Genomic DNA, 19,429 nt, shown 5'->3' with positions numbered 1-19,429 from the left:
TCTGGCGACGTAGCAGGGAGCCGAAACGATGATCAAGGCCCAATCGCATATATTTTCTGGGAGGTAATTTTATTATGACAAAATTCATCAATCGTGTCTTAAATATCTTACGCGGCAAGAGCAATTTAATGTTGGAAAAACTTGAAAAGCCCGAAGAACAACTCTTTGTGTTTATTGATGATCTCAACACCCAAATGGTTGGTCTTCGTAAAGCGGTTGCTGCCGCCATGGCTGATGAAAAGCGCCTTAAAATGCAGATGGATGATCTTGACGCAAATGCACAACAATGGGAGCGGAAAGCCATAATGGCATTAAAAAGCCGAAGATGAAAATCTTGCCCGTGAGGCCTTGCTTAAAAAAAGAAGAAAATGAAAATCAAATTCCCGTTATTTACAAAACGTGGGAAGTACAAAAAAGAAGCCACCTTAAAGCTTAAGCACTCATTATCTATTGCAAAGGAGAGAGTGGATGAAGCAAAAAGAAAAATATACGTTACTTGTGGCGCGATACAAGGCAGCGGAAACTAATCAAAAAAATCTCGAAAAACGCTTTCGCCTGGCATGGATAATTCTCCGTTTGAAATAATGAACAAATTGAATAATCGTATTCTTATGATCGAATCAGAGGCTGAAGCAAATATGGAGCTAATGAGCGATACGAATAACTCTGACCTCGAAGCACGATTTATTCAGTTAGAAAGAAAAAGATCGTGGTGATCAGGCTATTCAGCAGCTAAAAAGAAAAAACTTGCGCAGAAAGTTATTAAATCAGATGAGAAGTTATCCCAAATTTCTCAATTGGAGCACAAGCCATATGTAAATCAATCCGATTGGGAATAAATTGCCTCACATCGTCGAGCAAAAACCTGTGAATTCTGATCAGACGAGCGCGTTGACATCTCATTTTTCCGAGATTGAACTCATTGGCGAAGGGATGACCTCAAAAGTATTTAAGGCATTGGATAAGAAAACCGGTACAACCGTCGCAATTAAAGTATTAAATCCACATCTTAAAACAGATAAAATTAGCCTTGAACGATTCAAACGGGAGATTCAAATTACCCGTGCCATCCATCATCCGAATGTCATTTCCATCTATGATCTTGCGGTCAGGGGTGATCTGAATTACCTAGTAATGGAGTTCATCGATGGCATGAGTCTCAAGGATTACATCAAGCTCCACTCGCCACTTTCCATTCAAACGGTAGTCTCAGTCATCACGCAACTATTGGATGCGCTTTCCTTGTGTCATTCTAAAAGCGTCATTCACCGCGATCTTAAACCGCAAAATATTATGATTACCGCAGATGGGAACATCAAAATTCTCGATTTCGGTATTGCGCGAATGACAGCCCTTAGCGACCTGACGCAAGTTGGAACCTCGCTTGGCTCACCGGAATATATGGCACCGGAACTTTTTTGCCGCCAGTGCGTATGAACCGCGCAGCGACCTTTACGCGATCGGCATTATTGCCTTCGAGTTATTAAGCGGAGTAATTCCTTTTCAAGGGGATACGCTTGCAGTAATTTTTAACAAGCATTTTAATGATCAGATTCCCGCGCTGTCCAATTATCGCAAGGATATTCCTCAATGGCTCGAACAAATAATTTTCAAGTTGCTGGCAAAGAAATCATATCAACGATATCAAAGCGCCAATGATGTCAGGATCGACCTCAACGCAAAAAAAGGTAATTTCCAGCGAGATTCCCGTATTTAAAACCAGACCATGCTTTGCCTGTGGAGAGCAAATGCCTGCTGATGCTTTTGTATGTTTCTCCTGCGGGGATAACGGCTCCGAGCGTTACAGTGAGGGTGACTATTACATCATCTGTGACTCGCCACAAGACCCTGAAAAATTGCGATGTTTTTTTATGGATTATACTGGGAAAGACATTGTCTGCCCAGGCAAGCGGGGTACCGTCATTGCGGCGAATGTTGATGAGGTATTTGTCAATACCATTAAAAAGGCCATGCAACAATATGGTATTCACGTCGTCAGCCAAGGTAGCGTTACCCGAAATCTTGGCAGGGTGGTCAGCCTTCTTTTCAGGCTGCCAATAGCCTGTATTATTACTATATATTTGGCTTTCATTATTATTTCTTTTTCTTTGGGTATCTCTTCCCCCACTTGGGGTTCATTAATTTTACTAGTGTTTGTTTTATTTTTATTGGGTTGGTGGGTAAAAAACAACTTATATCGCCATTTTCCCAAAGCCAGTACTGGTCAGTAAGGATTTTGAAAGTGGCAAATTATCGGAAATGAGGTGGTTTGGCAGTATTTCTCCGCTTCTCAAAGTAAAGAGAAATGAAGACATGCAAAAAAATCATCTCGCAAACGCTGGAACGTTTGTGGATTTTTGAGAAACATGCAAAAAAGCACCAGCAACAGGGTAAGAGTGCAAATGCGTGAACTCGTAGTAACAATGTTGCCCATTGCCAATCATATTTCCCACGTTAAATTGGCACAGCAGAATGTTAAACTGGCAAAACTTATGCGCGAATATTATTTTAAAATGCGCAACGATCAGGATACTAGTTATCTTGAAAGTGCAATGCAGCGCCTTTTCACCAAAGAAGAGAATTATGCGGCATTGGTGAATCGTTTTTTTCATGGCCATGGCACTATTCAATCGCCTCATTGGAATGGCTTTGGTTTTTGATAGACAAATAGAGGAGGCAGAGCTAGAAGTTATTCGTGAAGGAATCGGCGAACTGCGGCAAGATGTCGATATCTGGAAGCGGATCAAAGCCGATCTGGAGCATCTTCCAAGAAGGGCATTATGATTAGTTACGATGCTCTCCCGCACGGTTTTACTATCGACAATCGCTACTGGGTTGAAGGACTTCTGGGTAAAGGGCGCAGTTCGGCGGTCTATCGCGCTTTTGATGCAGAAACGTCGACTCAGGTCAGTCTTAAAATACTCGATCCGTTCTTGTCACAGGATCCTGTCTATCTCGAAAGATTTCGTCGTGAGGTTAGCATTATCCGTTCACTCAGCCATCCCGGCATCGTCAAGGTCTATGCCTTTCTCAAATTCCAGGAATTTTACGTTATCGTCATGGAGTACTTTGAAAGCAGAAATGGTATTGCGTATCTTGATCGCTACGGTGCCATGCCAGTGGCAGATTTCCTGGATGTTGCAAAGAAAATTGTTTCCGCTATCGAAAGCTGCCACAAGGTTAGCGTTCTTCACCGAGATATAAAACCTCAAAACGTGTTGATTAGTCAAAATAAGGACATAAAAGTAGTTGATTTTGGCATTTCCAGGGTCAACACAATGTCAAACCTTACTAAAACCGGCACTATACTTGGCACGCCGGAGTATATGCCCCCGGAGCTTTTTTATTACGGGCCGATCCGATACCAGATCGGACATTTATTCGCTTGGCTGTGTTTTTTTTTGAGTTCCTGACAAAAACGACCCCCCATATTCTGGTGAGTCACTTTCATCCGTCATGTCGCAGCAAATCAAGCAGGAAATAACTAACTTTTCAGCATTTCGACAGGATGTTCCGCCGTGGCTGGAGAAAGTAATTTTGAAATGTTTGCGTACCGATTCGAACAAGAGATACCAAAGTTGTGGCGAGCTTTTGTTGGATATTGAAAAAGGGGAGAGGGCGCTTGTCGGTAATGAAATGGCTGTCAGCGAATGTTGGGGTTGCAAGATGGAACTTATCCCCGGGCTAATTTTCTGCCATAACTGCGGAAAATTCAGCCACGATATTTTCGAGAAAGGCGTCTGTGCCATTGTCTTGCATAGGTGCGACAATCCGAGTGCCTTAAGTGCCTATTTGTTGAAGGCATTTCCAGACTCCAAAAAAATCAATCTCACCAAACGATTCAAACGACTTCCCACCTTGTTATTCAAAAATATTAGTAAAAATATGGCTCACAGCATTGTCAATGAATTGGCTAATCTGTCGCTTGATCTGAGTATTGTCGAGAGCCTTCCCAAACATTTTCAATTGCCATATTACTATTTTATTGTGGGGTTGCTCCCGCTTATATTAATACTAATCGTCAATTCTCCCATCACTTTTATTCTGATAGGAAAATCTGTTATTTTAGGGGAATTGTTTATTATATTTCTATACCGGCAGCGCGTCCGCTCTATCATTACTCTGGGCGCTTCCGGGCGAAAAAGCGGCCAGCAGTCAAATGACGCAAATCACAAAAATGGCGGCCCGGTTTCGTAACATTTCTCACATTGGACTCAGAAGCATGATGGGCAACATCGTGCAAAAGTATTTGAACATATCATCAAATTCAAAGGGAAGCGCCATGACGGTCGATCCCCACATGCTGACTAAATTAGTTTGGTCTGCTTTTGATCTGGTGGCGCTATTGGAAAAGTATGAGAATTTTCTTGACAGTATGAGTCTTAATTCCATTAAGGCAAATATCGATAAAGTTCAAATAAGACTTGGCAAAACTGGCGAGGCAAGGTTGCTGGCTACGTTACTCGATGAAAAAAAGCAAGCTAGATGCAGACTTTGCGCGCTATTATGAAATTCAGGAAAAACATGCAAAGCTTCACAGGTGTCTTCTTGATTTACGAGTCGCGCTGAACAAGCTTGATGCTAGCCTAGAGCTATCTCCGGAAGAGCTGCTGTTTATGATCCCTGACTTAGCCGATGAGAATGACGTCGGGAAGTTGAAGTAACCATCCCCCGGCAGAGCCGGGGCTATTATTATGTGAGCCGCTCAAAGCGGCCAATCGGGGTCGTTGATGCGGCCCAGAATCTTGCGTCACCTAAGGAAACTGGGGTCTTGGTAGCAATGGAACAGGGAACTCGGATAGGTGTACGTCATACCCTGAGACATCTTCAACCATCGTGTCCCTCCGGCAAAACTGCACAAATGGTGTGGAGGGTGGGTTAGAGGCGGTCGGCGATGAGGTAATTGGAAGTTTTGCTTACGTTCGGGCTGAAGCGGGATTAGTCTTCGGGGCATGCAGACCCCCCTGAGCTACCGCCACCGCGAGATCACCGAAGACGACCTCGTTTTTCTTTGGCAGCCGGCGCTGATGGGGATGACGACCGGAGGTGGCCAGGACTCAACAACTCATGCGGTCAATCGTTCGTTCGACGAAGTGCCGGGCTCTGCGCTGGTCAAGGACTTTCGCCAACGGCTGTTGCAGGTGGCGTGATGAAGCCCCCTGAACACGTCAATGCGACCCAGGAGCAGCTCGACGAACTGCTGACGCTGGCCAAGCCGGTGTTCCCGGCGGCGCAATACGAGTTGCTGCAAGGGGTGCTCGCCACCTTTGTGTTCGTGATGCTGGCCTTGCAGAACGCGAAGACATCCCTCGCTCGCTTTCGCAAAATGCTGTTTGGCGGGAAGACGGAAAGCAAGCGCAATGTGCTGGGTCAAGGCGCGGCAACGGGCGACAAACCCGCCGAGGTTGACGAGGCAAACGCGGAGGCAGGGGCGGCACCGGTCGTCGAGGAGAGCGAGGCAAAGAAAGAGGGGGCAGGGAAGAAAAAGGGTCACGGCCGCAATGGCGCCGCGAAGTACACCGACTCTCCGGTCATTGAAGGGGCGGTGGCCGGTCTGAAATCGGGCGACCTGTGCCCGGAGTGCCAGATCGGCAAGGTCTATGACGCGCCGCCCAAGACCGTCGTCAAGGTGGTCGGCCAGCCACCGCTGATGGCCACGGTCTACAAGCTGGAACAGTTGCGCTGCCGCTTGTGCGACGCGATGTTCAGCGCGTCGCTGCCCGAAGGGACCAGCCCCGCCAAATACGACCCGAGTTGTGCCAGCCTGCTCGCTCTGCTGCGCTACGGCAGTGGTTTGCCGTTCTATCGCATCGAAGGTCTGCAGGAAAGTCTCAACACCCCCCTGCCTGATGCGACTCAGTGGGACATCATCGCCCAGGCCGCGCCGGCGCCGCGCGCCGTCTTCGGAGAACTGACCCACCAGGCCGGACAAGGCGATCTGCTGTACTGCGACGACACCCGGATGAAGGTTCTGTCGCTGATCAATGAACGGAGCAAACTCGAAGCCGACGGTCTAGAGCCAGAGGCCAAGGCCATCAACACCTCTGGCATCGTCGCCGTCCTGGCGGAAGGGCAGCATGTGGCGCTGTATTTCACGGGCCATCAGTACGCCGGGCAGAATCTGTCGGATATCCTGGCGAAGCGGAACCCGGCGCTGGGCCTGCCGATCCAGATGAGCGATGCCCTGGCGAGCAACCACGCGGGCGAGTTTTCCACGATCATCGGCAAATGCCTGGCCCATGGCCGACGCCAGGTGGTCGACGTGCGGGAGCATTTTCCCAAGGAGTGCCACTACCTGATCAATATCCTGGCCAAACCCTACGCGAACGACGCGCACTGTCGCCAGGAGAAGATGTCACCCGAGCAACGCCTGCTCTACCATCAGGCGCACAGCGCCGAACCCCTGCAGGAACTGAAAGACTGGATCAAGGCGCAATTCGCCGAGCATCTCGTCGAACCCAACGGCAGCCTGGGCAAGGCGCTGAACTATCTGCTCAAGCACTGGGACGGACTGACGCTCTTTTTGCGCCAGGCCGGCGCTCCGCTCGATAACAACATTTGCGAGCAAGCGCTGAAACGGGCGATCCTGCACCGCAAGAATTCGATGTTCTACAAGACGCTCAAGGGGGCCGAGGTGGGCGACATCTACATGAGCCTCATTCATACGTGTCAGTTCTGTCGGGTCAATCCGTTTGCGTATCTGCAGGCCTTGCATAGCCATGCCCAGGAGGTGCTGGCCCAGCCCGCCTTGTGGCTGCCCTGGAATTACCGCGAGCAATTGACCGCAGCATAAGCCGATCCGTCGTCAGTCACCCCCCCTTCGCGAACATCACCTCAAAGACGACGCCATGGCGGCACCGCGCGGGTCTTCGTCGGGTCGCCTGCCATCAGCAGCACCTGCAACTCGCAACTCTCGAGTCCTTGTGTCGGCGCTGTCCCGTCTGGCCAAAAAGCGAACCGCCCACTCGATAGACGCTTCTGGCACAGCCAGAAACCCTGACCGTCATAAACCAGAATCTTGATCGCTGTCCGTGCGCGGTTGCGAAAGACGAACAAGGCGCCGCTGAAAGGATCGGCTTCCAGGCGCTGCCTGCAGGCGCCCGCCAACCCATCAATTCCCGCCCGGAAATCGATCGGATCGACCGCTATCAGGATGCGCATATGCGGCGTGATCTGAATCATGCGCCACTCCAGAAGGCGCTGCACAAGCCGACCAAACCAGCAAGACCCGGCCCATTGAGTTCCACGCGCATCTTCGCGCCGCGCATGCTTTGCAACTCGATGACGCACTCGCTCAGGTTTTGAGCAGCCGCTTGAGGGGTTGGCGCAAGCGTCAATTCCACGAACTGCATCTCCATCCCGCTAGCTTGGCGTGCGCCAGAGGACTGCTCCAGGCGCTTCTTCAACCGCTCGTAATCCACTCGCAGTTCCCGAGCGGTGATGTGCAGACCGTGTTTCCGAGCGACATCTACCGCCGCTATCCACAACACGCGCGGGAGATGCTCACCGCGTCCTCGCATCTCACGCCAGTGCCTGAAGCGCTCCCGTACCTGTTCCAGGCTCTCCCCAGCCCTTCCTTGCTCTATCTTCGCCAGATCGTCCATCAACTGCAATCCTCATCACGTTGAACTCGGCGCTCACGTTATCAAGGACGTTCAGCAATTTCATGCACGCTTACCGGAGCGACACAACAGGGAACTCGGATAGGTGTACGTCATACCCTGAGACATCTTCAACCATCCATTCGACGTGCAACAAGAGGACGTGGATATCCTTTTGCAGCGATATTTTTCCGGGTCAGACGCTTGTTAATGCGTTGCTACACACCAGCGAATACTATGTGCAGCGCAATAAAATTGCCAAATTGTTTGGCTACCGCATGTACTCCGACGACGATCTGCCGGCATTGCGGGCCAAGGCAACACTGTTGGCACGCACGGACGTGGGATCGGTGTGGAGGAACTTTTTCTGGCGGAGGAGGTGTCGATTCTGCCCGTGTTCGAAGCCGGCGAGCCTGTGGAAACGGCCCCGACGGTTGAACGCAGCGTCTGGGAGACCGACATCGAAGTCGTCGAGATTCCGATGGAAGTCATCGTCTACGAGTGCCCGAAAGGCAGCAACTGTTGCGAGCGCGTGCCACGCCATCGCCAACGGAAAGGAAAGGCCAGACCATGCGGCGATCAGTTGCTGAGCGGCTTCTTTTTCCGTCCGTTCGGAAGGTCATTGAGCGTGCCATTGAACAAGCAATGAAAGGCTATTGAAAGGCAGGTGGTTTTCAATCACGGTCGTGGTACCCCACTAGCCAACCACCCGAGACCTGCCATGAAAAGCCATCGAATCCATCGCCTGTTGCAACTTTCCTGTTTCGCGCTCGCCGGTCTGGTGGGGTTCGCCGTTCAGGCAGAAGAGAAGCTCTACGTCTATACCTCGATGAAGGAATCGCTGATCGGGGAGTTAAAAAAGGCCTTTGCCACCAAGCATCCCGAAGTCAAGATGGATTACCTGTCCACCGGCGCCGGCAAGTTGATGGCCAAGATCGCCGCTGAGATCGAGTCCGGCAAACTCCTCGCCGATATCTTATGGACCAGCGAAGTGCCGGACTTTTACCAGCTCAAGGCGCAAGGGGTATGGCAGCCCTATGTACCGAAGGAGATCGAGGCGCTGGAGAATCCACTGCCCGATTACGACGGATCCTTCACCGCGGTGCGGCTGGGTACGCTGGGCATCGCCTACAACACGCGTCTCGTCAAGGAAGCGCCGAAAACCTGGGCCGATGTCCAGAAACCGCTCTTCAAAGGGGTCTTCGGCATTGCCAATCCGGCGCTTTCCGGCACCGCCTATATGAGCATTTCGCTGTTGGTCAAGACCTTCGGCTGGCCGTACATCGAGGGCTTGCGCGCCAACGGCGCCAGGATGGGCAAGGGTTCGGGGCAGGTGATTGACGATACCGCCTCCGGCGACCTGCTCGCCTGCCTGGCCGTGGATTACATCACGCTCGACAAAATGGATAAAGGGGCCACCCTGGCCCTGGCCTATCCGCCGGAAATGCTGGTCATTCCCAGCCCAATCGCCATTTTCAAGGGCAGCCAGAATACCGTGGCGGCGAGGAAATTTGTCGACTTCGTGCTGTCCAGGGAAGGCCAGACGATCGTCGCCAACGAGGGCGCGCTGCCGGTGCGCACCGATGTCAAGGTGCCGGATCGTTTCCATCTGCCCCCAGTGAGCGACGCGCTGAAGCGTGCCATCAAGATTGACTACAAGCAGTTGATGGCGGAGAAGGAAGCGACCATCAAGAAGTTCACCGCCATCATGCAGAAGTAGGCAGCGGGGTCATCATGAGCGCTATTCGGATCGAGGGACTCACCAAGTCCTATGGCAGTCGCCGCGTGCTGGTCGGACTTGATCTGACGGTCGCGGCAGGCGAGTGCTTCACGCTGCTGGGGCCTTCCAGTTGCGGCAAGACGGTCTTGATGCGACTTTTGGCCGGCTTTGACACCCCGGACGCGGGTCGCATCGTCATCGACGACACGGTAGTCGCGGACGCCGGCGTCCATGTCCCGCCCGATAGGCGTGGCATTGGCATGGTGTTTCAGGACTACGCGGTCTGGCCGCACATGACGGTGCGCGACAACGTCGCCTATCCCTTGAAAATCGCCAGATTCTCGGCTGCTGAGCGACAGGAGCGTACGCAGGCCGCGATCGCGCAGGTGGGGCTTGCCGGACTTGAGCAACGTCTGCCCGCGCAGCTTTCCGGCGGCCAGCAGCAGCGCGTCGCGTTGGCGCGCGCGCTGGTCTCCAAGCCTGCGCTGCTGCTGCTGGATGAACCGCTCAACAACCTCGACGCCAATCTGCGCGAGGAAATGTGCTTCGAGATTCGCGAACTCCAGCAGCGACTGGGTATTACCGTCATTTATGTGACGCACGACCAGGAGATCGCGCTGGCCATCTCCGACCGTCTGGCCGTGATGGACGAAACAGGATGCCTGCGGCAAATCGGCGCGCCGAGCGAATTGTTCGATCACCCCGTTGATGCCTATCTCTACCGCTTTCTCGGCGTGGCGAACTTCATTCCGCTGCGGAAAGTCGCCCGCGCCTGGCGCTTGCCCGACGGTTCCACCGAATGGGTCGGCCGGCCGCCGGAGCGCGGCGGCGATCACATCACGGCCGGTTTTCGCCCGCACGATGTGCTTCTCTGCCGCGCTGGCGAAGGCCTGCCTGGTATCGTGCGCCGGGCGAGTTTTCTCGGCTCGCAGGTCGATTATCTGATCGAGGTCGGTGGCATGACTTTGCGCGCAGCGACCGACAGCCGCCATGCCCAGGGCGACGGACAGATGTTTCGCGACGGCGAAGCCTGTCGTCTGGGCTTTCACGCCCTGCAATGGTTCGACGAGGTCTGGCCGGAAGGCAATGCAAGAGGAGCAGCACATGCTTAATGTGAAAGTCGCGTCAGCGACGCACGAATCTCCCCTCCCCCCTCGCGGGGGGAGGGGTCGGGGGGGAGAGGGAAACGGTCATGACTTTCATGATCGGGGGTGCCTGGAAAAGTCATGACCGTTAGCAAAGCCGCGTCACGTTTTGGCACGCCGCAGATCCTTTTTTGGCCTGGCGGTCGGCATTCTGGTCATTTTTGTCGCCGTGCCGGTGCTGTTGATCTTTGTCAATGCGCTGTGGGTGGACGGTGGTCTGAATGTCGTCGATCTGGTCAATGTCCTGAGCGAACCGGATACCTACAAGGCACTGCTCAATTCGCTGCTTCTTGCCTCGGGCGTCACCGTCACCGGCACCTTCGTCGGCACCTTTTTCGCATGGTTGGTGACGCGCACCGACCTTCCTTGCAAGGGCAGCATGAAGCTACTGTTTCTGGTGCCCTTCATGCTGCCCTCATTCATTGGCGCGCTCGCCTGGAAGATGCTGCTTTCGCCCCGCGCCGGCTACATCAACCGCTTCTTCATGGATGAGCTGGGTTTCGATTCGCCGATCTTCAACATCTATTCCTACCTCGGCATCATCGCGGTCGAGACCATGTATCTCTTCCCCTTCGTCTTCATCCAGGTCAGCGGCGCGCTGGAGCGCATGGACCCGACCCTGGAAGAGTCGGCACGCATCTCTGGTGCCGACCTCTTCACCATTACCCGCAAGATCACCATTCCGCTCGTGCTGCCGTCGATTCTTTCCGGGTCGCTCCTGATCATGCTGTATTCAATGGCGCATTTCGGCACCGTCGCCGTACTGGGCAGCGAAGCCGGCATCTACAACATTCCCACCTTGATCTACGAACGGATCCATCAAAGCGGTGGCAGTTTCGCCGCCATTCGTACCGGCACGGTGCTGTCCACGGTACTGGTGATCACCGCCGCGTTGATCATCTGGCTGCAGCACCAAGTGCTCGCACGCGGGCGCTACCAGATCATCGCCGGCAAGAGTTTTCGTCCGGCGGAATTGAAGCTGCGCGGGCTACGCATCCCGCTGCTCTGCTTCTGCATCGCTTATATCGGCCTCACCATCGTGCTGCCCACGGTCACCATCTTCATGGTCGGCGGCTTGAACACCTATGGCCTGCCCTTCACGCTCGAGAACATGACGCTGAACAACTATCGCCACATCCTCTTCGAGTGGGACCTCACGCGCGACGCGATCTGGAACAGCATCAGCCTCGGGCTGGCCGCCGCCCTGATCACCATGTTCGCCGGCGTCATCATCTCCTATGTGATCGTCAAGATGAAGGTGCGTGGCAAGGGGCTGCTCGAATTCCTCGGCATGCTGCCCTTTTCGGTGCCCGGCTCGGTGATTGCACTGGGCGTGATCCTCGCCTGGAGCGGTCGCTTCGGCGTGAATATCTACAACACGCTGTGGATCATTCTGGTGGCCTATATCGCCCGTTACATGGCTTTTTCGCTCAAGGCCAACTCGGCGGCGCTGGAGCAGGTGCACGATTCACTCGTGGAAGCCGCGCGTGCCTCTGGCGCCACCCTGTGGCAAGCACTGCGGGATATCGTCATCCCCCTCGTGCGCCCCGGCATGGTGGCCGCGTTCTTCCTCATATTCTTACCCGCCTTGCGCGAACTGACCGTCTCGGTGCTGCTCTACGGCCCGACCAGTCGCACCATCGGTGTCGCGATCTATACCTTGAACGAGGACGGCGAAACGGTGTACTCGGCCGCCATGGCCGGTATCGCGCTGATCATCATCGTCACCGCCGAAGTAGTGGTCAAGCGCTTCTTCAAAGTCAGCCAGTAGGGAGCCCCATGTCATCTCTCCGACTACGCCAGATCGGCAAGCGTTTCGGCCATGTGGTCGCCGTCTCCGGTCTTGACCTCGAAGTCGCGCCTGGCGAGTGTGTCGCCTTGCTGGGGCCGTCAGGGTGCGGCAAGACCACGACCTTGCGCATGGTGGCCGGCTTCGAGGATCTTGACGAGGGCGAAATCGAGGCCGGCGACAGGTTACTTTCGTCAAAGAAACGCAATTACTATCTGCCACCGGAAAAACGCGATCTCGGCATGGTTTTCCAGGCGTTTGCCGTCTGGCCACACCTGTCCGTTCATGAAAACGTCGCCTTCCCCTTGCGCGTCAGGAAGCTGCCCGCCGCCGAAATCGAGCGCCGCGTGCGTGCGGCGCTGACGCATACCCATCTTCTCGATGTCGCCGCCTCCCGCCCCGACGAGCTTTCCGGTGGCGGCAAACAGCGAGTGGCGCTGGCGCGTGCGCTGGTCATAGAGCCGGCGGTAATGCTGCTCGACGAGCCGCTCTCCAGCCTTGATCCGCATTTTCGCGAGGAGATGCGCTTCGAGATCAAGGATATCCAGCGTCGGCTGGGGTTTTCCATGCTCTACGTCACGCACGATCAGTCCGAGGCGATGGCCTTGTCGGATCGCATACTGGTCATGAAAAACGGCGTGCTGCAGCAGGTCGGCAGCCCGATGGAGGTCTATTACCATCCGGCCAATCGCTTCGTGTTCGGCTTCATCGGGCTATCGAGCTTTCTGCGCGTGAGTTTTTCCGGCGGCGGTATCCAGGTTGGCAATGTGCCCATGCCGCTTGCTGTGGCGGGAGACGCTCCGGCAGAACTGGTCGGCGCCGGTGAAGCCGTGCTGGCGGTGCGCCCGGCCGATGTGGATTTCGTTTCCGAAGGTGGCCTGCGCGGCGTCGCGCGCCGCCGCGCCTTCCTCGGCGAGATCGTCGATTATCAAATCACCATCGGCACGCAGGTACTACGCGTGCAGAAGTTACGGCACGAAAGCGGCCCGCAGGTCGGCGAAAACTGCGGCGTGACCTTCGCCGACTCGACCTGGTATCCAATGTCCGACGCGGGTGAATAGAGCAGAGCGGTCTCACCACAGCGGCGGGTCACGCCACGCAAGAGATGGCCGCTGAGCACAGCACGACGAAAGGAGCGACGATGGCTGAATTTACTGACTGGTCCGTTCACGCGATAGCCCTTTGGCGGCGGTTGTCCGCCCATTCCTTCGAGAAACCGGAAGACGGTCTCGACCTGACTCGCCGCCTGGCACGCGAGCAGGGTTGGACTATCGAGCGCGCGCGCGGCGCGATCGACGAGTACCGCCGCTTCTGCTTCCTCTGTGGTATCGCCGACGGACCCTTGACGCCAAGCCAGGAGGTCGACGAGGTCTGGCACCTGCACCTCATCCATACGCGCGACTACTGGCAGCAGTTTTGCCCACAAGTGCTCGGCATCGCCCTGCATCATGGGCCAACCCGCGGTGGGCAGGCGGAGCGGCGGCGTTACCGCGAGCAATACGCCCGCACCCTGGCCACCTACGAGCGCTGGTTCGGTCCACCGCCGCTCGACTTCTGGCCTGCGAGTCGAGAGCGCTTCGCCAACCCGGCGCGCATCAGGCGGGTCGACCTTCGTCGCCATCTGGTCGTGCCACGTCCGCGTCTGCCAGACCGGCGTCGGTTGGTGGTGGTAGGTGGCCTGCTCGCCGGCGCCTTGGCCACAGAGACTGCAGCCGCGTTCCCGTCCATCGCCCTGACCGGGACTCTCCTGTTGCTCGGCGCCGCCGTCTGGCTCCACTCCATCGTCATGGCTGTCATCACCCTGATCACCGTCGTCGCCGTCATCGCCGTGGTCCTCTGGCGGTCTTTCGCGGAAGGTGAGACCGATTCTGAGCAGGCGGACGACTCCGCCGGTGACAGTGACGGCGATGGGGCCTGCGGCTGCGGCTGAAGCCCGTCGGCAAAGGCCAGGTAGACAGTCGAAGTCGGTCAGGGCCGACTTCTGTTCGTTCGCCTCCTTCAACGCGAATCCGATGGCGGTAAGGCAAGTGGTGTCAGAAATCCGGCGCCTGTGCTCTGTCTGCCTGGTGAATCATCCAATGAAGCAAGCACTTGCGTTTCTCGGAAAAGTTATCTCCGTTGGCACGGTACGTGCTGAAGTAAGGGAGCATGGTGATTTCATTGACTGCCCCCGGTGCGGGCGCTGTCGGCGCGGCAGATAAACGCTATTCGTTAGGCTCATAAACACACGGAGGAAATGGAATGAAAGAACAAGACTATGAGTACGCAGGGTTTTGGGTTAGAACAATCGCAGCCATCATTGACGGGATCCCTACGGCGCTTATTACTTACCCGCTACTCATCTCTATGGCGAACAAGGTGCTGGCGAAAACGGCGGCGCGGGCGGCGGAAGCGAGAAGCAGTAATCTAGGTCACGACAATCTCACCGAGATCCTCGCCAAATCCGAGGTCCTCGTGGGCAAGTTGCTCAAGTTCACCACCCCCTCTGCGCGCTCCATGACGCTTGAGGAAGTGGAACGGTGGTTCCTGGGTAAAACGGCCGAGCTGGGCACGATGCTCGATGCCGATCTGTCCTTGAAATTGCAAGTCGAGGAAGCGTATATGCTCAAAGAGCATCTGCTCGCGGGCGCGAAAGCGGCCTTGAAGTACCCGGAAGACATTGCTCTGTTCGAAAGCTGGCATCCGACGATGCCGCTGGATCGTCTCCGGAGCGAGTTGAGTGAAAAGTTCTCCGGCAACAAACTCCTCAAGGAGCAGCTAAAGAAGATCATGGCCCTGGACGATGTTGAACGCGTCTTTATGCGGGAGGACGGCTTCAAGGTGACACGACGGACTGACTTGGAGATGACGTGTTTTGATGGCGAGGTAGAAGTCGTCGTCGAAAACGGCGAATACCAGGAGATCCAATCCATCCGCAAGGGTCAGATGGTGCTCTCCCGTTGCGAAAAGACCGGCGAGATGGCCTACCGCAAAGTGATTCGGAAGCTCTACCGGGAAGTGGTTCCGACCTATGCAATTTGGACAGATGGGATTGACGAAGAGGGCGACTACTACCAGTCTAGGCCGATCATCGCCACGGCGGAGCATCCCTTCTGGGTGAAAGGCAAGGGCTGGGTCCCGTTGAGTGAACTGCAAGCGGGCGATGCCCTGGAGAGTTACCGTAACGTTGAAGTTTTTGTCCAAGAAATCACACACTTCAATGAGGAATCCTGTGTTTACAACCTGGAAGTGGAAGGATTCAACACCTTTTTCCTGGCTGCTGGAGGCGTGTGGGTGCATAACTGCAACACCCGGGCTGCCAGGGTGTGGGAAATACTTCCCCTTGAGGGGAGTACGGCTCGTTTGCTGGAGAACGCCCTCTTCCGAAATAAGCCTGTCACCCCGAACCGTGCGGCGCTGGAGGCTGCGTACGCTGCGGCGACCAAATTTAAGGAGAGAGTTCTAATATCATACCCTTACGCATAACTCATTGAGCATGAATGGATCGCATGAGCTCGACCCCCGGAGCATTGACTGCTCCCGGTGCGGGCGCTGTCGGCGCGGCAGATAAACGCTATTCGTTAGGCTCACAAACACACGGAGGAAATGGAATGAAAGAACAAGACTACGAGTACGCAGGGTTTTGGGTTAGAACAATCGCAGCCATCATTGACGGGATCCTTACGGCGCTTATTACTTACCCGCTACTCATCTCTATTTATGGCTGGACCCACTTCGATAGAAAACAAACTTGGATTATTGCAGGACCAGCAGATTTCTTAATTTCATGGGTTTTGCCAGCAGTCGCTGTAATTCTATTCTGGTTAAGAAAGCAAGCTACGCCTGGGAAAATAGCTGTTTCGGCAAGAGTCGTTGACGCAAGGACTGGACAAACCATGTCAGTCGGTCAGTCTATAGTTCGCTATTTCGCATACTTCATTTCGGCACTTCCACTCGGGCTTGGCATAATTTGGATCGCATTTGACAGCAAAAAACAAGGCTGGCACGACAAATTAGCTGGCACGGTTGTCATAAGGTCAAGAACTTTACCAGTCACGTTAGAATAGGCCTAAGGAATAAGCGCTGCCGAGAAGGCCACAGGGTCTGGTCTTTCTTCTAGAGTGGCCACGGTCTAATAAAGGGAATAAAGAATAAAGGGGTCAGATCCGTTTCCTGCGGCACGATACTCGATCCCGACCCCTTTAATGCTCACGCAGGACGGCGAAAACTGCGGGGTGACGTCGCCGAGTCGAACTGGTATCCGATGTCCGACGCCGGTGAATAGCAAAAACAAGTGTCCCCACCTCTGCAGCTCACGCCACGCAAGACGTTGTCGCTGAGCACATCACGAAGAAAGGAGCGAAGATGCCTGAATCTACCGACTGGCCCGTGGAAGCGATAGCCCTTTGGCGGCGGCTGTCCGCCCATTCCTTCGAAAACCCGGAAGACGGTATCTGTAGTGACGCGCAATGATGTTGGCCCAGACTCACAATCAAGGGGGCTTTCTGACGCAAATTAGTTGAGACGGATAGCGGCTCCAGACTCACATTCGGTGATTCTCAAACCACATTACGTGAGACGGACGCACATTATTGAGACGCTCGATCGCGTTCGCGGTACAGAGGGTTACGGCGGCTGGCTCACGAAATATCGGTTCCGAACGTCCGGATGCATTCCGGCTTCCGCACGCGGTGCGGGGCGCTCTGACCAGTCATTTTGCAGGTGAGCCCGCCAAGAAAACGGTCGGTTTTCTGGTGGGCAGAAGGCGGTAGGTTTTTGCCCCGATGAGCCACCAGAAAACCCGTTGCTAAAATCAACACAAGATTGCATCCTATGCTCCTTGTTTTCTGACGGAGCAAAGAAGTGCTGCTAATCGGTTACGCCAGGGTATCGAAGTCCGATGGCTCCCAAACAGCGGCTCCGCAGCGCGATGCACTGCTTGTTGCCGGCGTCGACCCCGAGCGCATCTATGAAGACCTGGCTTCAGGGCGCAATGACGCGCGTCCTGGTTTGATCGCCTGCCTCAAGGCGCTTCAGCCCGGTAACACGCTCGTCCTCTGGAAATTGGATCGCCTGGGGCGTGATCTTCGACACCTGGTCAACACCGCCGAAGACTTGCGCGTGCGGGGCATCGGCTTGAAGGTACTGACCGGCGCCGGGGCGCAGATCGACACCACCACCGCCAATGGACGACTGGCCTTCGGCATCTTTGCGGCATTCGCCGAATTCGAGCGCGAACTGATCGCCGAGCGCACCCAGGCGGGCCTCGCGGCGGCACGTGCACGTGGGCGCTTGGGTGGGCGTCCGCGTAAGATGGATCGAGCAATGCTGACCATGGCGATGGCAGCCCTGTCTGATCCAAAGGCAGTTGCTGCCGACGTCGCCAAGCGCTTGGGCATCACGACGACCACGCTTTACACCTACGTCAATGGCGATGGTTCGCCGAAAGCCGCCGGTACGGCTTTGCTGCGCACCGCAGCGGGCGACGAATTACCAAACACGGCATCCACTGTCCAGAGGAGCGCATAGTGGTCGCCGGTGTCGCAGTTCCGATCGAGGCGATTGTGGCCTTGCGCCGCAGGTTAGCGGCCTTGCCGATACGACATCCGGAGCGCTTGGTGCTGATGGACTCGATGGCCAACCTGTACGCGGTCTCGCGCGCCACCTTGTATCGCCTTCTGCGTGGCGATCGGCGTCCGAAAGACGCGCACCGGGCAGATCGCGGCAAGCCGCGCACCATGCTGGCTGCGGAAATCGAACATTGGTGCGAGATCGTCGCTGCCCTGAAAGTTCGCACCACCAACAAAAAAGGGCGCTGTCTGTCGAATGCCCGGATTCTCGAACTGCTCGTTGAATACGGTGTTGAGACGCCGGATGGACTTGAAAAGCTTCTGCCAGGCCGGCTGTCGGAATCCACGCTCAATCGACACCTGCGACGGCTGGGCTATGACCGGGATCGCATGACGCGCGAGCCACCGGCAGTGCGGTTCCAGGCCGAATTTGCAAATGCGTTGTGGCACTTCGACATGAGTCCGTCAGACCTGAAAGAGCTGGAAACCCCACCGTGGCTCGATCCGGATCGGCAGGGTGCGCCTATGCTGATGCTGTTCAGTGTCGTAGACGACCGCTCGGGGGTGGCCTACCAGGAATACCGCTGCGTATACGGCGAGGATGTCGAGACGGGGCTGAGGTTTCTGTTCAACGCCATGTCAGCCAAGGAAGAAGCAGGAAATCCGTTGCAGGGTATCCCGAGCGCGATCCAACTGGACAACGGCCCGGTCGGCAAGTCGGCAGTGTTCCGCCGCGTGATGGAGTGTCTTGGCGTCGAGGTCATCCTGCATATGCCGCGCGATAGCGACGGCCGACGCACCACGGCGCGCAGCAAGGGCAAGGTGGAGCGCCCCTTCCGGACGGTGAAGGAAGCGCACGAGACGCTGTATCACTTTCACAAGCCCGCGACCGAGGCGGAGGCCAATCGCTGGCTCGCCAACTACGTGAACAAGTACAACCACCGGGACCACCGCACCGAAGATCATAGCCGCCAGGACGACTGGCTCACGCACCTTCCTGGTGACGGGCTGCGGGCGATGTGTTCGTGGGAACGGTTCTGCACCTTTGCACGCGAGCCGGAGCGGCGCACCGTGGCGATCGACTGCCGCCTGACCGTCGCAGGCGTGACCTACGAGGTGGATGCCGAGCTAGCCGGCGAGGAAGTGATCGTATGGTGGGGTTTGTTCGACCAGGAACTCTTCGCAGAATTGGGCGACGAGCGCTACGGCCCGTTTCAACCGGTCGGCGGGCCGATCCCGATTCATCGCTACCGCAAGCATCGCAAGAGCCGGCGTGAGCATCGTGCCGACCAGGTGGCGCAGTTGGCCGAAAAAATCAGCATCCCGCGTGCTGCGGTGAGCGGAGAGAGCGACATCGTGGTGTGCGGCCCACCGGGCGCAGCACCGCCCATGCCGACGGCGAGGCCGTTCAATGGTCCAGACCCTTTCCACGAGTTGACCTTTCCTAATGCGGTAGCAGCTCGGCAAGCCATCGCCGAAGAGTTGCGCTTGCCGCTTGCGAAGCTCAGCGATGAGGACCGCGCCTTCATCACGCAACTACTCGCGGAAACCCTGTCACGGCCCATCATCATTGCAGCCATTCGCACCCGCTTCCCGGCGGGTCGCAAAGGAGGAATCGCCTGATG

The 19,429-nt window shown here is 55.6% G+C and carries 23 protein-coding genes; 21 read left to right on the top strand and 2 right to left on the bottom strand.

Annotation, left to right across the window (positions count from 1 at the left end; translation table 11 throughout):
* The first annotated feature begins 74 nt into the window (after positions 1–74).
* From E4Q08_RS02880 to tnpC, 11 genes are all read left to right on the top strand, one after another.
* Positions 75–329 (top strand): PspA/IM30 family protein, encoded by a 255-nt coding sequence (locus E4Q08_RS02880; protein WP_169069263.1) that lies wholly within the window; start codon positions 75–77, stop codon positions 327–329.
* Positions 330–368: 39 nt separating this feature from the next.
* Complete coding sequence (locus E4Q08_RS02875) at positions 369–527, top strand: hypothetical protein (RefSeq protein WP_169069262.1); 159 nt, start codon at positions 369–371, stop codon at positions 525–527.
* Between the two features lie 313 nt (positions 528–840).
* Positions 841–1,437 (top strand): serine/threonine-protein kinase, encoded by a 597-nt coding sequence (locus E4Q08_RS02870; RefSeq protein WP_169069261.1) that lies wholly within the window; start codon positions 841–843, stop codon positions 1,435–1,437.
* On the top strand, positions 1,385–1,717 hold the full coding sequence (locus E4Q08_RS02865; protein ID WP_169069260.1) for a hypothetical protein: 333 nt from the start codon (positions 1,385–1,387) through the stop codon (positions 1,715–1,717). Before E4Q08_RS02870 ends, E4Q08_RS02865 begins: the two co-directional genes overlap by 53 nt.
* A gap of 31 nt (positions 1,718–1,748) precedes the next feature.
* Complete coding sequence (locus tag E4Q08_RS02860) at positions 1,749–2,231, top strand: hypothetical protein (protein ID WP_169069259.1); 483 nt, start codon at positions 1,749–1,751, stop codon at positions 2,229–2,231.
* A 135-nt stretch (positions 2,232–2,366) separates the two neighbouring features.
* On the top strand, positions 2,367–2,660 hold the full coding sequence (locus E4Q08_RS02855; RefSeq protein WP_169069258.1) for a hypothetical protein: 294 nt from the start codon (positions 2,367–2,369) through the stop codon (positions 2,658–2,660).
* Between the two features lie 120 nt (positions 2,661–2,780).
* Positions 2,781–3,413 (top strand): serine/threonine protein kinase, encoded by a 633-nt coding sequence (locus tag E4Q08_RS02850; RefSeq protein ID WP_169069257.1) that lies wholly within the window; start codon positions 2,781–2,783, stop codon positions 3,411–3,413.
* 43 nt (positions 3,414–3,456) lie between these two features.
* On the top strand, positions 3,457–4,197 hold the full coding sequence (locus E4Q08_RS02845; protein ID WP_169069256.1) for a hypothetical protein: 741 nt from the start codon (positions 3,457–3,459) through the stop codon (positions 4,195–4,197).
* Positions 4,198–4,222: 25 nt separating this feature from the next.
* Positions 4,223–4,510, top strand: coding sequence for a hypothetical protein (locus E4Q08_RS02840; protein ID WP_169069255.1), 288 nt, complete (start codon positions 4,223–4,225; stop codon positions 4,508–4,510).
* 442 nt (positions 4,511–4,952) lie between these two features.
* Positions 4,953–5,150, top strand: a complete 198-nt coding sequence (locus E4Q08_RS02835; RefSeq protein ID WP_169069254.1) for a hypothetical protein — start codon at positions 4,953–4,955, stop codon at positions 5,148–5,150.
* A complete protein-coding gene (tnpC, locus tag E4Q08_RS02830; protein ID WP_169069253.1) occupies positions 5,150–6,793 on the top strand; it encodes an IS66 family transposase in 1,644 nt (547 codons plus the stop codon). Before E4Q08_RS02835 ends, tnpC begins: the two co-directional genes overlap by 1 nt.
* A gap of 41 nt (positions 6,794–6,834) precedes the next feature.
* Here tnpC and tnpB read toward each other — a convergent pair whose 3' ends face one another.
* Positions 6,835–7,182 (bottom strand): IS66 family insertion sequence element accessory protein TnpB, encoded by a 348-nt coding sequence (tnpB, locus tag E4Q08_RS02825; protein WP_169069252.1) that lies wholly within the window; start codon positions 7,180–7,182, stop codon positions 6,835–6,837.
* A complete protein-coding gene (locus E4Q08_RS02820) occupies positions 7,179–7,604 on the bottom strand; it encodes a hypothetical protein (protein ID WP_169069251.1) in 426 nt (141 codons plus the stop codon). The genes tnpB and E4Q08_RS02820 overlap by 4 nt, the downstream gene beginning before the upstream one ends.
* Positions 7,605–7,980: 376 nt before the next feature.
* Here E4Q08_RS02820 and E4Q08_RS02815 point away from each other — a divergent pair, with 376 nt between their 5' ends.
* From E4Q08_RS02815 to E4Q08_RS02770, 10 genes are all read left to right on the top strand, one after another.
* Positions 7,981–8,250: a hypothetical protein gene (locus tag E4Q08_RS02815; RefSeq protein WP_169069250.1), complete on the top strand. Its 270-nt coding sequence runs from the start codon at positions 7,981–7,983 to the stop codon at positions 8,248–8,250.
* 72 nt (positions 8,251–8,322) lie between these two features.
* Complete coding sequence (locus E4Q08_RS02810; protein WP_169069249.1) at positions 8,323–9,321, top strand: ABC transporter substrate-binding protein; 999 nt, start codon at positions 8,323–8,325, stop codon at positions 9,319–9,321.
* Positions 9,322–9,335: 14 nt separating this feature from the next.
* Positions 9,336–10,433: an ABC transporter ATP-binding protein gene (locus tag E4Q08_RS02805; RefSeq protein ID WP_169069248.1), complete on the top strand. Its 1,098-nt coding sequence runs from the start codon at positions 9,336–9,338 to the stop codon at positions 10,431–10,433.
* A gap of 142 nt (positions 10,434–10,575) precedes the next feature.
* Positions 10,576–12,237: an ABC transporter permease gene (locus E4Q08_RS02800; protein ID WP_169069247.1), complete on the top strand. Its 1,662-nt coding sequence runs from the start codon at positions 10,576–10,578 to the stop codon at positions 12,235–12,237.
* 8 nt (positions 12,238–12,245) lie between these two features.
* The gene (locus E4Q08_RS02795) at positions 12,246–13,316 is read left to right on the top strand and encodes an ABC transporter ATP-binding protein (RefSeq protein ID WP_169069246.1); all 1,071 of its coding nucleotides are present in this window, start codon (positions 12,246–12,248) and stop codon (positions 13,314–13,316) included.
* Positions 13,317–13,396: 80 nt separating this feature from the next.
* Entirely contained in the window at positions 13,397–14,185 is a 789-nt protein-coding gene (locus tag E4Q08_RS02790) for a glycine-rich domain-containing protein (protein ID WP_169069245.1), read from the top strand.
* Between the two features lie 311 nt (positions 14,186–14,496).
* The gene (locus E4Q08_RS02785) at positions 14,497–15,720 is read left to right on the top strand and encodes a polymorphic toxin-type HINT domain-containing protein (protein ID WP_169069244.1); all 1,224 of its coding nucleotides are present in this window, start codon (positions 14,497–14,499) and stop codon (positions 15,718–15,720) included.
* Between the two features lie 125 nt (positions 15,721–15,845).
* Positions 15,846–16,301 (top strand): RDD family protein, encoded by a 456-nt coding sequence (locus tag E4Q08_RS02780; protein ID WP_169069324.1) that lies wholly within the window; start codon positions 15,846–15,848, stop codon positions 16,299–16,301.
* A 799-nt stretch (positions 16,302–17,100) separates the two neighbouring features.
* On the top strand, positions 17,101–17,763 hold the full coding sequence (locus tag E4Q08_RS02775; RefSeq protein ID WP_169069323.1) for a recombinase family protein: 663 nt from the start codon (positions 17,101–17,103) through the stop codon (positions 17,761–17,763).
* A complete protein-coding gene (locus tag E4Q08_RS02770; RefSeq protein WP_169069243.1) occupies positions 17,763–19,427 on the top strand; it encodes an IS481 family transposase in 1,665 nt (554 codons plus the stop codon). The genes E4Q08_RS02775 and E4Q08_RS02770 overlap by 1 nt, the downstream gene beginning before the upstream one ends.
* Positions 19,428–19,429: the final 2 nt, after the last annotated feature.

The organism is Candidatus Accumulibacter contiguus (assembly GCF_012940005.1).
Classification (GTDB): Bacteria; Pseudomonadota; Gammaproteobacteria; order Burkholderiales; family Rhodocyclaceae; genus Accumulibacter; species Accumulibacter contiguus.
Note: the sequence above shows the minus strand (reverse complement) of the source record. Positions and strands in the feature narration are given on the sequence as shown.